Origin of the sequence: Limnothrix sp. FACHB-881 (assembly GCF_014698135.1) — a bacterium.
In the GTDB taxonomy this organism is placed as follows: domain Bacteria; phylum Cyanobacteriota; class Cyanobacteriia; order CACIAM-69d; family CACIAM-69d; genus CACIAM-69d.
In genome coordinates, this window is record NZ_JACJSN010000001.1 from 1 (window position 1) to 14,274 (window position 14,274).

Here is a 14,274-nt window from a genome sequence, read left to right on the forward strand (position 1 = left end):
ATGGCAGACCGTTTGACCCCAGCCAACTAGCGGTCGCCACAGCTCCTGGCTCTTAAGCTTTACCTTTCTTCACTCTCAGCCCCTTGCGTCTATCCGGGGAACACAGTATCTACGAAATTTTGAGGTGATCGCGTAGGGTGCTGTGGGAGAACGCTTTCGGGGTAGCGGCTTGGCTGGTTTGGCTCCCACGCACCATCGATCGCCCCTCGGGATCACGAGTCGGTTGATCTGCGCCAACGGTGGCGGTGCGTAGGGCACAAAGAAAACATCAGAAACCCAGAAAACGTTGCCCTACGCACCCTACGGCAGAATTGGGGATTAAGCTAAAATCCAACTCAGCTCGCAAGCCTAACGCGATCGCCCAAGACAATTTCTATGGCCAAAGATCTATTTCACCAAGCGGTTCGCAACGCATTAGAAAAAGAAAATTGGTCGATTACGGATGATCCCCTGAGTCTCAAGCTCGGTGGTGTTGATTTGTATATCGACTTGGGGGCAGAAAAGCTGCTGGCAGCAGAACGCGCCGGCCAGAAAATCGCCGTAGAAATTAAAACCTTTGGCGGCCGATCCGAAATCGCTGAGTTTCATTTAGCACTCGGTCAATTTTTGAATTATCGATTAGCCTTACAAGTCAGTGATCCTGCGCGGGAACTCTTCCTGGCTGTTCCCCAAGTCATTTATGAAAGCTTCTTTACGCTTGAATTTATCAAAATGTCGATCACGAACTATCAAATCAAGCTGTTAGTTTATGAACCCGCAACGGAGACCATTGCCCTATGGAAAAACTAGCGACCTATCGGCAATACGTCAAAGAAGTGCTGAACGATTTTTGCGAATTTCGTCGCAACGCTTCCATTCGTCCCGAAGCCAGGGCGATCGCCGTTAACCCCATTTTTGATGAAGCCAACGATCGCTATGCCGTCGTCATTGATGGCTGGACAACCAAGCGACGCGACTATGGCCTGATCATGCACATTGACATCAAAAGCAGCAGCCCAGAGGATGCCAAAATTTGGGTTCAATACAACGGCACCGAAATCGAAATCGTGCAACAACTGCTCGATCGCGGTGTGCCCAAGGAAGATTTGGTGCTGGGCTACCATCACCCCAGCATCCGCTCCTTCACCGAATTTGCCCTAGGTTAGAGGTTGATGGATTGCTGCATTCTTGGAGGAAACCATGCCAGACACCCTCGCGATCGCCCAATCCTTCCTCAGTCTGCGCCAGGTCGAAACGCGCTTTCAGCTCAACCCCACCGTTGACCCCGCCTTCTTTGCCGAAGCAACCGCCGCCCAAGCTGCCCAAATCACTCTCAGTCCAGCAGAATGCCAAACCCTCGATCGCATTCGTGCCAGCTATCGCTACAGCAGTGCCGAAGGAGATTTGACCGAAGCAACGGTGAACTTATTGTTGGTTTCGCCGTTGCTTTATCTCGCAGGATTTTGCGATCCGCCCTTTCGGCTCCAAGCAGAAGCCAGCGTCGAAATTGTGGTGGACGATCGCAATGAACGCTACACCGGGCGAATTGATACGTTGGTGATTTGCCAAGAATTGTGGGTGGCGATCGTCGAGTCAAAACGCACCCGATTTGCCGCTTCAACAGGCATTCCCCAGGCCTTAGTTGATGCCTGCGCCAACCCCGATCGCGATCGCCCCCTGTTTGCATTAGTCACCAATGGCGATAACTTTTTATTTTTGAAAATCCAAGGCAATCACTACGCGATTTCCAGTGATTTTTCAATCTATTCCCAACCAGAAAACGGGCTATATGGTGTATTGCGATTATTAAAGTCCATTGCCTCACAGGTCGAGGAGATTCGCGTCTAACCACCCCGCCAAAACCCAACAGTGCCACAACATCCAAATTGCGATCGATCGCCCTCAGCATTCTAAAGATCGGTTGTTTGGTTATATCGATGCTGGGAGAAAACCGCGCCAGCAGGCTGCTTCGCTGCCCGATCGCCCGATTGATCGTAAAGTTTTCGTTACAATAGACCCTCAAGACCGCCCCAATTGCCATCGGGGTTTGGTTTTCGCCGGGGACTTGCCCCTTAATAATCCAAGCGATCGACGCATTCCCGGTCTCGGGTCGATCGCCCTTCAAAATTTTCCATTGCCATGACTGCCACCACCGATCGCCGCCCACAGCAACCTTTTTCGCTGCCGAATCCTAATGACCTGCTGAAGCTGGCCTATCAGACGTTTCAGCAGGGCAAGGGAGCTTTTAGCTTGGCCCACAAGCAAATGAACACGCGGGTTTTGAATGCGATCAAACCCCTGCCCCAACGAAATCAAAGCCTGCCGCCGGAGGTGTTCCAGTTGTTGCAGCGCCGGATGCAAACGCTGCTGGAAACCGATTGGCAGGATGTGGAGCGGGGGGTTTATGGGCCTGAGTTGGTGTTTGAAAATGCTTGGGATGAGTTCCTGAAGTTCTATCCGTTGGTGATTTGGGATGGGTTCCAAACGTGGATGCGCCTGTCGGAAAAGCGCTTTCAGGAGTTTTCGCCCTCGATCGACACCAATGGTTATCCGAAGTATTACCTACAAAATTTCCACTACCAAACCGATGGCTATCTGAGCGATTGGTCTGCGAATTTGTACGATTTGCAGGTGGAATTGCTGTTTAACGGGACGGCGGATGCGATGCGGCGGCGGGTGTTGGCCTCGATCGCCCAGGGGGCACGCGCTTTCCCAGAAGTGACGGGGCGCGATCTGCGGGTGCTGGATGTGGCTTGCGGGACGGGGCGCACCCTGCGATTCATTCGATCGATTCTGCCCAAGGCGGCGCTGTTTGGGCTGGATCTGTCGCCGGCCTATCTGCGCAAGGCGAATCAAATGTTGTCGCAACAGCCCGGTGAGCTGCCCCAACTCGCCCAGGGCCAAGGGGAAGCGCTGCCCTATGTGGATGACTATTTCCACATCACCACCAGCACGTTTTTGTTTCATGAGTTGCCGGGGCCGGTGCGCTCCCAGGTGATCCAAGAGCTGTTCCGGGTGACGAAGCCGGGGGGCACGGTGGTGCTGTGCGATTCAATTCAGGCGGCCGATGCGCCGGAACTGGAGCCGGTGTTGGCAGGGTTCCCGGCGGCGTTCCATGAACCGTTCTATCGCCACTACATCACGGATGATTTGGTGGCCTATTTGGACAAGGCCGGGTTTGAGCAGGTGGAAACCTCAACCCATTTCCTGAGCAAATATTGGGTGGCCCGGAAGCCGAGCGATCGCCCTGAAAATCCTGAAAATTAAGATCCCGAATATCCAGCAATAGATATTCAGCATCAGACGCTCAGCAATAGACGTTCAGCATTAGACATTCAGTATCAGTTGCATCGATCGAGCGTTGCGACCACACTGGATGGGGTGGGCATGGGGCGATCGGGCGGCTGGCCTGTGGCCAGTTGCTCGGCTCCTGCGGGGCGAAATCCCCTCCAGCCCGCTAACCTGACTCAACACTTGACTTAGACCTATGACAACGGCGGCGGAAGAAGCTTTGTTGGACGTAGCAGAAGGGCCCACCAGCGCGATCGAGACGATCGAAACGGTGATCTCCAGCTTGGCCACAGAAAACAGCGCTATGGTTAATCGCAGCGGCGGATCGTCCCTTTGGCGGTTTCAATACGGCTCGGTGGAGGTCTATGTGCAACTGACGGGCGAAACCGACGATGACACTTTGACGGTGTGGTCATCGGTGTTGAATCTGCCGGTGAAGGATGAGGCCGGGTTGCTGAAAAAACTGATGGCGGCTAATTGGTTGAGCACCTTTGAGGCCCGCTACGCGATCGCGGAAAATTCTGTGGTGGTGACCACAACCCGCACGGTGGCGGAACTGTCGCCGGGGGAAATTTCCCGATCGATCACGCTGGTGGCTTCGATCGCCGATGACAATGATGAAGCACTGCAAGCGGAATTTGGTTAAAGCGGCTTTTGCTGGCGAGTTGCGGGGCCGCGATTGATATATCCACAAATTGAGGCTATTCACCAATTGAGGCCATGGGCGATCGCTGGCGACTGATCCCAACCCTGAACGAATCCGGCGCGGTGCAAATGGCGACCGATCGCTGGTTGTTTGAGCAGCATGTTCAAGCAGCGGGCCCGCCGGTTCTGCGGTTTTATACCTGGTCGGAACCCACCATTTCTCTGGGGTTCCATCAACGGCGTTACCCGGCCGCTTGGGAACAGTTGCAATGGGCCGATCGCCCGATTCCCCTGGTGCGGCGGCCCACGGGGGGCCGGGCAGTGCTCCATGGGGATGATCTCACCTATGCGGTCATTGGCTCCCAGTTCGGCAGCCGTCGGGATGCCTATTGCCGCATTTGTCGATTTTTGATTGCGGGTTGGCAGGCTCTGGGGGTGGAGTTGCGGTTTGGCGAGGGGCGATCGGTCGGTTTGCGTAACCAAGCCAACTGTTTTGCGCTGGCCACCGATGCGGATTTGGTGCTGGCTGACGGCGGCGAAAAGTTAATCGGCAGCGCTCAATATTTGCGAGGCGCGGCGGTGCTGCAACATGGTTCGATCGCCCTGTATCCCAACCGATCGCTCCATGGCCAGATCTTTGGCACGGAGCCGCTGGAACCCCGGTTGCCGCCCCTGTCCCGATCGCACCTGGTGGCGACCCTGACTCAGGCCGCTCGGGATACGTTCTCGATCGAGCTGGAGGAACAACCCTTGAGCGATCGGGAATGGGCGGCCATTCGGGCCCTGGCCCAGGAACAGGAGTTGCCCGATCGTTCCCGGGCCGATCGCTAATGCCGTGATCAATTGCCGTAATCAATCGGTACGCTCAGACAATACGCTCAGACAATATGCTCAAACAGCATTAACAATTTCCCCAACCCAGCGCCCTCATCTCCGTCCAGCGTTATCGTGGATTTAGCAGAGAGATTGCAACGCCTGTCGTTGTCCTCGCGATGGTTTCCTCCACCCGCCTTCCGGATCTCAAGCCTGAATACGATCGCCTCTGGGAAACTTGCCAAATCCGCTCCAACTGGCAAGCCAGGGCCAAGCAAGCAGCCGATCGCGCTTTGAAGTTTCGATCGCGCTATGGGGCCATTGAGACTGCGATCCAAGTGCCCTGGTGGTTTGTGGCGGCGATTCACAACCTAGAGTCCACCTGTGACTTTCGCTGCCATTTACACAACGGGCAACCCCTCAGCCAGCGCACCACGATCGAGCCGATCGGGCGGGGCCCCTTCAAAACTTGGGAAGACAGCGCGATCGATGCCCTCACCCTCAAGGAGTTTGACGGCCCGCGCGTGAAGGATCATTCCTTGGGGGCTTGGCTGTGGCGAGCCGAACGGTTCAACGGCTTTGGCTATCGGCTCTATCGCCCCACGGTGCTCACGCCCTATCTGTGGAGCGGGAGCAATCACTATCAAGCGGGAAAATATGTGGCCGATGGTAAGTTCGATCCCCAAGCGGTGTCGGAACAAGTGGGGGTGGCGGTGTTGTGGAAGGCCCTTGAGGCTATGGGGGCGATCGACCTGCCTTGAGAGGCGGTTAAGTCGGGTTTGTTGAAGGGGCGGGCCCGCAATCAATGGTGGTGGAATAATCTCACCGTTAAGAAGAAAGATGCGATCTCAGCGGTAAAAGCAGGCGGCTATGGTATCCAAGGAAGTTGTGGTGATCATGCAGGTTGCCCGGATCCTGGGGGTTGAAACGGATGATCTTTAGAAATTGAAGGATCCACTACAGCGGATGGATTCGGAGTGAGAAGAGGCGAAAGAGGGCCCGATTGGCTCGCCTTCTTCGCTAGGATTGGGCTAGTTTTTCATCCAGTCCGATGGCTCCCAAAATTACCAAGACGGTTTCCGACAAGTCCCCTAAGCGATCCAACGTTTGGGTTGAACGGGTGGTGTGTGTGTTGTTTGGTGCGACGATGATGGCGATCGTGCCGCCGATGTGGAATGTGCTGTTTGGCAAGTCTGATTTTGAACGGGCAATCGAGAAAAACAAAGCCTGGTCGGAATGCATTGACCAAAATCGACAGGACGGGTTTGAGGCGGCCAAGGTGATTTGCGGCCAAGACCCGGATGAGCACGAACGCAAACAGCAGCAAAAGTGAGCACGGCATTGCTTGGCTGTGAGTGCGATTACGAGCCTATGCTGGCCGAAAAGCCTCATTGTTGGTTATGGTTCCACCAGGAATCGCGAGAAGTTGCCTAGAGTTGCTGCCATGACTGTTTCGGCCCCGTTCCCCTTGCCTGACCTCGATCGCCTGACCCTGCGCCAACAGATTGCCCAAATGGTTGTTGTGCGGGCTTCGGGCTTTCTGTTTGATGCCCAAATTCGCTATCCCGCTTGGGAGCCGATCGCCTCGGTGCTGGAATCTTGGATCCAGGAGTTGGGCGTGGGGGGCGTGATTCTGCTGGGTGGGGGCGCGGCAGAGGTGGCGCTGCGAACCCATGAGTTTCAACGGTGGGCCCCCGTGCCTCTGCTGATTGCGGCGGATATTGAAGAGGGCGTGGGGCAGCGGTTTGGGGGAGCCACCCAAGGGCCGCCCCTGATGGCCCTCGGCGCGTTGGCACAGCAGGACTTACCCCAAGCGCTGACCTTGGCCCACAACTTGGGAGCCATGACGGCAGCGGAAGCCCAAGCGATCGGGCTGAATTGGTTGCTGGGGCCGGTGGTGGATGTGAATAACAATCCTGCTAATCCGGTGATTAATGTGCGATCGTTTGGGGACGATCCGCAATTGGTCGGGCAACTGGCCGCGGCCTTCATCGCCGGGGCCCATCAGTTCCCGATTTTGACGGCGGCCAAGCATTTTCCGGGCCATGGCGACACGGCGATCGATTCCCATTTGTCTCTACCGGTGATTCCCCACGATCGCCCACGATTGAACGCGATCGAGCTGCCTCCCTTTGGGGCGGCGATCGAGGCCGGTGTGGATGCGGTGATGAGTGCCCATTTGCAAATTCCCGCCCTTGATGCCCAACTGCCCGCCACCCTGTCGCGATCGATTTTGACCCAGTTGCTGCGGCAAGACTTGGGCTTTGGGGGGCTAATTGTGACCGATGCGCTGGTGATGGGGGCGATCGCTCGGCACTATGGGGCCAACGAAGCGCCCGTGATGGCCGTGGAAGCGGGGGCTGATATTTTGTTGATGCCGGTGGATCCCCCGGGGGCGATCGAGGCCGTGGCCCAGGCTGTGGAGGCGGGACGCATTTCCCCGGAGCGGATTCGGGAATCGGTGGCGCGGATTTGGCAAGCCAAGGGCAAGGTTTTTCAGGCGGCCGATCGACAGGCGGCCGACGTTCCCCCCAGCGCGATCGACCTGCGGGGACAATTGGGCCAGCCCCAGCACCAAGCCACCGTGACGGCCATTTTGGAAGGCAGTTTGGGCGGTGGTAACGGGGTGTTGGCCCTGCCCCGATCGCCCGAAACACCCGAAACGCCCGATCGCACCTTAGCCCAGGAAGCCTTGGAAAATTTGGGCACTTTGGCAGAGCTGACCCCCGAAGCGGCGATCGACTCCCCGGCCGATACTCCAACCCAGTGCCCGATCGCCCGCAATTTGATCGTGGTGGATGACGCGATCGCCAGTGACTTCCTGGGGCAATTTGTCCCGGCGATCGCCTGGCCGCGCCAGTGGGGCATCGGGCAACTGCAAATTGTGGACAGCTACAGCCCGGTAGATTTCGAGGCGATCGGTTCCCTGGCGGCCCAGCAACCCACCCTTTTGCAAATTTTTGCCCGGGGCAATCCCTTCCGAGGCAGCGCCAACCTCACCCAAGGGGCGATCGCTTGGCTGAAAGCCCTTCAAGAATCCCACCAATTAGCGGGCGTGATTTTATACGGCAGTCCTTACCTGCTAGAAACTATGCGGCCGCTGTTGGGGTCAAAAATTCCCTACCGATTCAGCTATGGCCAAATGCCCCGGGCCCAAGCGATCGCCCTGGGCAGCCTGTTCAATCAAGTGATGCCCTAATTGCCTTGCCAATCGCCATCGACCCGGCAAAACACTATGATGAGAATGAGACGCGCGAATGATGAACTAGAGCCTTATGCCGATCGCGAATAGCAAGCTCGTTTTAGGTGCGGCGGCCACAACGGTGGCTGCTGTGACTCTGACAGGCGCGGGCATTCACCTTTCGCAAGGTCATGCTTTCTTCCAAGAAAACCCGAAGGAAGTGATCGACGAGGTTTGGCAAATTGTCGATCGGCTCTATGTGGATGGCACCTTCAACCAGGTGGACTGGCAAGCGGTGCGCCAAGACTATTTGAACCGCGACTATACCCAACCCGAAGCGGCCTACAAAGCGATTCGGGAAATGCTGGAAAAACTCGGCGATCCTTACACTCGCTTCATGGATCCCGATGAGTTCCGCAACATGCAAATCGACACCTCCGGTGAACTGACGGGGGTGGGATTGCAGTTGGGTGAAGACAAGAAAACCAAGGAATTGGTCGTTGTTTCCCCGATCGATGGCTCCCCGGCGGCCAAGGCGGGCATTTTATCGAAGGATAAAATCCTGAGCATTGACGGCAAATCCACCAAGGGGATGGATATTAACCAAGCCGTGAAGCTGATTCGCGGCCCGGTGGGAACCACGGTGGTGTTGACCCTGCAACGGGGCGATCGCACCATGACTTACACGATCGAGCGGGCCCGTATTGAGCTGCATCCGGTGAGTTTCAGCGAGCGGCCCAAAGACGGCACAGCCCCGATCGGCTACATTCGCCTGACCCAATTCAGCGCCAACGCCGCCACGGAAATGCGCGAAGCCATCCAAAAGCTAGAATCCCAAAACGTTTCTGGCTATGTGTTGGATTTACGCTCCAATCCCGGTGGCTTGCTGTATGCCAGCATTGACATCGCGCGGATGTGGATGAATGAGGGGGCGATCGTGTCCACGGTCGATCGCAACGGCGAGACCGATCGGCAACAGGCCAACCGCACGGCCCTCACGAACAAACCCCTCGTGGTTTTGGTGGATGGGGGGTCTGCCAGCGCCAGTGAAATTCTGTCTGGAGCTTTGCAGGACAATCAACGCGCCGTTTTGATTGGTACGAAAACCTTTGGGAAAGGGTTGGTGCAGTCAGTTCGGAACCTGGGCGATGGTTCCGGGATGGCGGTGACGGTGGCTAAATATTTGACTCCCAGCGGTCGCGACATCAACAAACACGGGATCGATCCCGATATCAAGGTGGAATTGACCGATCAACAACGGGAGTTCCTGAGTGAAAACCGCGACAAAATTGGCACGCTAGAAGATGCCCAATACGCGAAGGCCCTGGAAGTGTTGCAAGGGGAAATTGCCAAGCTGAAGGATGGTGAAAATGCTGGAGCCAGCGCCGCTACTGCTCCCCGATAGCTGATTAGATCTTTGAGGAAGCAAGCTGCTGTTCATCAACGGGCGATCGGCTCGGTGATTGCTCAATTGGGTGATTGATTAATTAATTGGCCGATCGGCAATTTCGGTAATTAGGGTTAATCAACAGATTGAAGACGTTGATGGAAGTCCCGGGACTCTATATTGTGCGCTGTGCAGACGATCGCTGCGAAATTGTCCCGAGCGATCGCCTGGCCGATTTGCCCAATCCCCATCCAACGGGCGATCGGTGGGGCCCCTATGGCGAGCTGGCGGAGGCGATCGCCAAGCGCGTGGGGCTGATTCGTGCGGGTAAATGCAAACCCCAGTAGGCACAGTTGGGCGATGTCGGTAGCCCATGACCCCAAAATTGCTCCCCGAAATACTGCTCAGGCATCCTTTAAGATCAATATCTCGAACGTTCCGGTAGTTCTCATTCATGACCGACTTTGCGACTCCCCAGCCGATCGGGAAGGTTTATTTGGTGGGGGCGGGGCCTGGCGATCCGGGCTTGCTGACCCTGAAGGGAAAGACATTGCTCGAATTGGCCGATGTGGTGGTTTACGATGCGTTGGTGAGTGCCCCGATTCTGGCCATGATTAATCCCCAGGCGGAACGAATTGACGCGGGAAAACGCCGGGGCCGTCACTCAAAGTTGCAAGCAGAAACCACCCAATTACTGATTGAAAAAGCCCAGACAGCGGCGATCGTGGTGCGGCTGAAAGGGGGCGATCCCTTTGTGTTTGGCCGAGGGGGGGAGGAAATGCAAGATCTGTTGCGATCGGGTGTGCCGGTGGAGGTGGTGCCGGGCGTGACGGCTGGCATCGCTGCGCCGGCCTATGCGGGCATTCCCTTAACCCATCGCGACTACAGCTCATCGGTGGTGTTTGTGACGGGGCACGAGTCGGCGGGGAAATATCGCCCCCAGGTGAATTGGTCAGCGATCGCCCAAAGTGCTGAAACGATCGTGATCTATATGGGTGTGCATAACCTGAACCAGATTGTGCCCGCCTTGATTTCAGCGGGGCGATCGCCCACCGATCCCGTGGCGCTGATTCGGTGGGGAACCCGTCCTGAACAGGCGGAATTGGTGGCCACCTTAGAAACGGTGTGCGATCGAGTGACCGAAACGGGATTTTCTGCCCCGGCGATCGCCATCATTGGCCCCGTGGTGCAGTTCCGGGCAGATTTGGCCGCGATCGCAGCCCCGCAGCAGTTTCAAATTCCGCTGACTGGGTGGGAAATCTCAGAATCAGGGGTCGATTTTGCGCCGACAGGGGTAAAATAACAGGGCTTACCGGGAGAGGTGGCAGAGTGGTCGAATGCGCTCGACTTGAAATCGAGTGAGCCGCAAGGTTCCGTGGGTTCGAATCCCACCCTCTCCGTTGATCTTTATTCCCACCACCCTAATACAACCGTTGATCGATCGAGCGGGGGACAAGATGCTCAAGCCCCCTGTTACGACGGTTGTGCATGGAAAATCAACTGATCCTAGGAAATGACGATCGGCCCTAGCCCCATGGCCCTTCCAAGTGGCGGCTGGGGGCTGGGCATCACAACGCGTCCGGGTGCAGCACTTCCACTTCTTCGCTCAGGTCATCGCCCCGATCGACCGCTGCCAGAATTTCAATTTCTTCGAGGGTTTGCCAGCCCGCTGCCCACAGATCACGGTTTTTGAGATTGCGCGCATCAATCCAAAACCGCGCATTGGGATCGCAGGAGGCCACCAATTCCGCATAGACTCGATCGCCCTCGTTTTTGCGATTGTTCACCTGGAAATGTCGCCAGCCGAAGGTGCGCTGGCGGGCCGTCCACTTGGAACCCAAGAGATGCGGAAATTTTTGCTTTTTAGCCATGGTTGCTCATGGGTGCTGAATCATGAATTGGGCAACCAACTTAAAAATTGGGTAACCAACTTAATCGGGCAGCCAACTTAATCGGGCAGCCAACCGCAGAGAATTTCCACGATCCGATCGCCCCGTAGGCGCAAGGTCAAAAAAGCCCCGTCATCGGTCAGGTAGCCCCAGCGATCGGAATTGCGCCAATTGGGTTCTCCGTAAACGGCCAGGATGCGGCTGGAGCGATCGCCCACCCGTACCCCTTCAGCCGTTCCCCAGTTGGGCCGCGTCGTCGTGATCATGGCCAACGCTCCATCACCAAAGCCCAAAATCAGGTTGGGGTAATACCAAGCCTCGTAGCGGTCATAGTTGCCAGGGGGCTGGTTTTGGGTGCGTTGGGGCCGGCCCAGTCGGGCGCGCACCCGCTGGGGATTGTCGCCCAAGCGCAGGCCATTGAACCCCAGCCGATCGCTCCGAATTTCTGCCGGTTGGTTCGGGGTGGCTTGGGCGAGTGGGCTAGGAGGCAAACCCGCGATCGCCGCCGGGGCGATCGCCCATTCCAGGCAAAGGGCCAAGACCAGGGCGATCGGGATCATAGGGGCTATGCGTCCGACTCAGGAGCGCGGCTAGGTTTCGGTTTCAAATCCACCAGCCGGATCGGGGCCTTGGGCGCAGGGGCCGGTTCTGGCTTGGTGGCGGGTTCCACTGCTGCCGGGTTGTCTGGCGTTTCCGGGGCGATCGCCTCGGGGCTGGCCTGGGCTGCGGTTGATTCGCTTGATTCGCTTGACTCACTTGAGTCAGTCGGTGCGATCGATTCTGCGGCTTCTGGGGCGGTGGGCTGCTCGGTTGGCTCCGGGCTGGACTCCGCGATCGGCTCCGGCTCTGCGTCCCAGTGGGGATAAAGCTGGGCATGACGGGCGATCGCCTCGGTCATCACCGTGGCCTTGTTTTCCAACATTTCGCCCCGATGATTTTCCAGCACCGCTGTTGAGAGGGCGATCCGTCCCTTCCACTCATCAATTTCCATAATCACGGCCCGGATCCTTTCGCCCTGGCTGAACAGATCCTCGATCGAGGCCACATGGGCTTGGCTCATTTGCTTGACATGCAGCAGCCCTGTGTTGCCCTCAAAGCTCACAAACACGCCAAAGGGGCGAATCCCGGTGATTTTACCTTCAATGAGTTGGTTCACCTTCAGGCGTGCCATCAGGCCCACCTTGGCCGCTTCCCGGTTCGAGAGCACCAATTTTTTGGCATTGCGGTTCACCTCGATCGGCACGACGGTCAAGGTTTGGCCCACCAACGAGTCCAAATCCTCCCGCTCCACCAGGTGCGATCGGGGAATGAACCCCCGCAAGCCCATCACGGCCGCCGTCACGCCGCCTTTGTTGACCCCATTCACACGCGCGGCGATCGCCTGTTTTTCCTCTTGGGCCTTGGCCAACTCTTTCCAGGCCTGATCCAACACCATTTGTCGAATTGAAATGGTCACCTGACCATCTGCGTTGGCTTCCTTGAGCACAATGAACTCGCGCTCCACATTGGGCGGCAACAGGTTTTGCAGTTCCTCAGCGCCCGAGGGTTCGCGCATGGCGGCTTCGCGCACCGGCAAAAACGCAGCGGATTTGCCGCCAATGTCTACATAAACCCCGTCGTTGGCGTACTCAAAGGGTTTGCCCTTGACCCGTTGCCCCGCCTCAAAAGAGACGGTTTTTTCGTCGAGGGCAGCCATGAAGTCCTCCATGGAAAAGGAGGGAGCAGCGGGTTTTGCGGCCATGATGGGTTTAATCAGCAAATAACAAGTCAAAAATCCGAGCCGGACGGGCGATCGCGCCGTGATTGGCTCCATCCCCTCACTATAGCTGAGGGGCGATCTTCCGGGGTCAGCGGGCATCCCTAGATCAAGACATGGATTAAGACATGCGGGTTGATCCAGGACGCTCCCGATCCGGCTCTGGTCACCTGCTGCTGATCGCGCTTGGAATGGTTGGGCGATCGCAATCTGCGGCCGGTCGTTAGATGGCCGCAGATTGCCGATCGCGCTGCCAATCGACCGGATCGGTTAGCCGATCGAACGCCTAAGGGCCCATCGCGGTAAGCTGGAAAGCCGAAGCGCCGATCGCGATCGCAGCCGTTTGAACTTGACCTCCCCGAATGCAAAACTTCCGCAACTACTACGCAATTCTCGGTGTTGCCAAAGAGGCCAGCGGCGACGAAATTAAACGGGCCTTCCGGCGACTGGCTCGGCAATATCACCCCGACCTGAACCCCGGAAACAAGGAAGCCGAAGAGCGATTCAAGGACATTGGCGAAGCCTACGAGGTACTTTCGGACACAACCAAGCGGGCCCAATACGACGAATACAGCAAATTTTGGAAACAGAAGGGATTCCAAAATGCCCGGCGGGCAGCGGCAGGACGCACCTGGGGCGATCGCTCCGAATCTCGGGTGGCCGACAACCTGGACTACAGCGAGTTTATTGACTTCAATAGCTTTGTCGATCGGCTGTTGAATCGACGCGGCGAACCGACGGCCCCACCCCAGCCCGGCAATCGAGATTACTACCGGCCCGGCACAACCCGCACGGCCTATACCGTGAAGCCACCGGTTGCCCGGGATGCGGAAGCACGGTTAACCATTCCCCTAGAAAAGGCCTTCAGTGGCGGCCGGGAACGAATTCGACTAGAAGACGGCCGATCTCTGGAGGTGAACATGCCGCCAGGGTTGGTGACTGGCCAGCGGATCCGCCTCAAAAATCAGGGAATTAATGGCGGTGATTTGTTCCTGAAAATCACCGTCGCCCCCCACGACTTTTTCCGGCTGGAGGGGGTCGATCTCTATTGCGAAGTACCAGTCACCCCCAGCGAGGCGGTGTTGGGCAGCGCGATCGAAGTACCGACCTTGGATGGGATGGTGAAGATGAACCTGCCGCGCGGGGTGCGCCACGGCCAGCGGCTGCGCCTGTCGAATAAGGGCTATCCGATCAACCGCGATCGCCGGGGCGATCAGATTGTGGAAATCCAAATCGCTACGCCAACCCAATTGAGCACCGATGAGTTGGCGTTGTATGAGCAATTACGGGCGATCGAGTCGTTCGACCCCAGAGCCAACCTGCCCATTTAAGA

16 protein-coding genes and 1 tRNA gene are annotated in these 14,274 nt (G+C 57.1%); 14 read left to right on the forward strand and 3 right to left on the reverse strand.

Annotation, left to right across the window (positions count from 1 at the left end; genetic code table 11):
• Positions 1–375: 375 nt before the first annotated feature.
• From H6G52_RS00005 to H6G52_RS00065, 13 genes are all read left to right on the forward strand, one after another.
• Complete coding sequence (locus H6G52_RS00005) at positions 376–789, forward strand: XisH family protein (protein WP_190525647.1); 414 nt, start codon at positions 376–378, stop codon at positions 787–789.
• Entirely contained in the window at positions 777–1,145 is a 369-nt protein-coding gene (locus H6G52_RS00010) for a XisI protein (protein ID WP_190525649.1), read from the forward strand. The genes H6G52_RS00005 and H6G52_RS00010 overlap by 13 nt, the downstream gene beginning before the upstream one ends.
• 34 nt (positions 1,146–1,179) lie before the next feature.
• Entirely contained in the window at positions 1,180–1,827 is a 648-nt protein-coding gene (locus H6G52_RS00015; protein ID WP_190525651.1) for a type I restriction endonuclease subunit R, read from the forward strand.
• Positions 1,828–2,118: 291 nt separating this feature from the next.
• Positions 2,119–3,246 carry a class I SAM-dependent methyltransferase gene (locus H6G52_RS00020; RefSeq protein WP_190525653.1) on the forward strand — a complete coding sequence of 376 codons (1,128 nt, stop codon included), beginning with the start codon at positions 2,119–2,121 and terminating at the stop codon, positions 3,244–3,246.
• Between the two features lie 220 nt (positions 3,247–3,466).
• Positions 3,467–3,916, forward strand: coding sequence for a YbjN domain-containing protein (locus tag H6G52_RS00025; RefSeq protein WP_190354091.1), 450 nt, complete (start codon positions 3,467–3,469; stop codon positions 3,914–3,916).
• A 74-nt stretch (positions 3,917–3,990) separates the two neighbouring features.
• Positions 3,991–4,746, forward strand: a complete 756-nt coding sequence (locus H6G52_RS00030) for a biotin/lipoate A/B protein ligase family protein (protein ID WP_190525655.1) — start codon at positions 3,991–3,993, stop codon at positions 4,744–4,746.
• A gap of 161 nt (positions 4,747–4,907) precedes the next feature.
• Entirely contained in the window at positions 4,908–5,489 is a 582-nt protein-coding gene (locus H6G52_RS00035; protein WP_190525657.1) for a hypothetical protein, read from the forward strand.
• Positions 5,490–5,779: 290 nt separating this feature from the next.
• Positions 5,780–6,061, forward strand: a complete 282-nt coding sequence (locus H6G52_RS00040; protein WP_190525659.1) for a hypothetical protein — start codon at positions 5,780–5,782, stop codon at positions 6,059–6,061.
• A gap of 111 nt (positions 6,062–6,172) precedes the next feature.
• Positions 6,173–7,927 carry a glycoside hydrolase family 3 N-terminal domain-containing protein gene (locus H6G52_RS00045; RefSeq protein WP_190525661.1) on the forward strand — a complete coding sequence of 585 codons (1,755 nt, stop codon included), beginning with the start codon at positions 6,173–6,175 and terminating at the stop codon, positions 7,925–7,927.
• A gap of 76 nt (positions 7,928–8,003) precedes the next feature.
• The gene (ctpC, locus tag H6G52_RS00050; RefSeq protein ID WP_190354094.1) at positions 8,004–9,314 is read left to right on the forward strand and encodes a carboxyl-terminal processing protease CtpC; all 1,311 of its coding nucleotides are present in this window, start codon (positions 8,004–8,006) and stop codon (positions 9,312–9,314) included.
• Between the two features lie 140 nt (positions 9,315–9,454).
• Entirely contained in the window at positions 9,455–9,643 is a 189-nt protein-coding gene (locus H6G52_RS00055) for a DDE transposase family protein (RefSeq protein WP_190525663.1), read from the forward strand.
• Positions 9,644–9,750: 107 nt separating this feature from the next.
• Entirely contained in the window at positions 9,751–10,599 is an 849-nt protein-coding gene (gene cobA / locus H6G52_RS00060; protein ID WP_190354095.1) for a uroporphyrinogen-III C-methyltransferase, read from the forward strand.
• Between the two features lie 12 nt (positions 10,600–10,611).
• A tRNA-Ser gene (locus tag H6G52_RS00065) sits at positions 10,612–10,696 on the forward strand.
• Positions 10,697–10,864: 168 nt separating this feature from the next.
• Here H6G52_RS00065 and H6G52_RS00070 read toward each other — a convergent pair.
• The 3 genes from H6G52_RS00070 to H6G52_RS00080 all read right to left on the reverse strand — a co-directional run bounded on the left by H6G52_RS00070 (position 10,865) and on the right by H6G52_RS00080 (position 13,043).
• Positions 10,865–11,167: a TIGR02450 family Trp-rich protein gene (locus tag H6G52_RS00070; RefSeq protein ID WP_190525665.1), complete on the reverse strand. Its 303-nt coding sequence runs from the start codon at positions 11,165–11,167 to the stop codon at positions 10,865–10,867.
• Positions 11,168–11,244: 77 nt separating this feature from the next.
• Entirely contained in the window at positions 11,245–11,745 is a 501-nt protein-coding gene (locus tag H6G52_RS00075; protein WP_190525667.1) for a hypothetical protein, read from the reverse strand.
• A 5-nt stretch (positions 11,746–11,750) separates the two neighbouring features.
• Positions 11,751–13,043 (reverse strand): S1 RNA-binding domain-containing protein, encoded by a 1,293-nt coding sequence (locus tag H6G52_RS00080; protein ID WP_242026094.1) that lies wholly within the window; start codon positions 13,041–13,043, stop codon positions 11,751–11,753.
• A gap of 260 nt (positions 13,044–13,303) precedes the next feature.
• Between H6G52_RS00080 and H6G52_RS00085 the strand changes: the two genes are divergently transcribed.
• Positions 13,304–14,272 carry a DnaJ C-terminal domain-containing protein gene (locus H6G52_RS00085; RefSeq protein WP_099531761.1) on the forward strand — a complete coding sequence of 323 codons (969 nt, stop codon included), beginning with the start codon at positions 13,304–13,306 and terminating at the stop codon, positions 14,270–14,272.
• Positions 14,273–14,274: the final 2 nt, after the last annotated feature.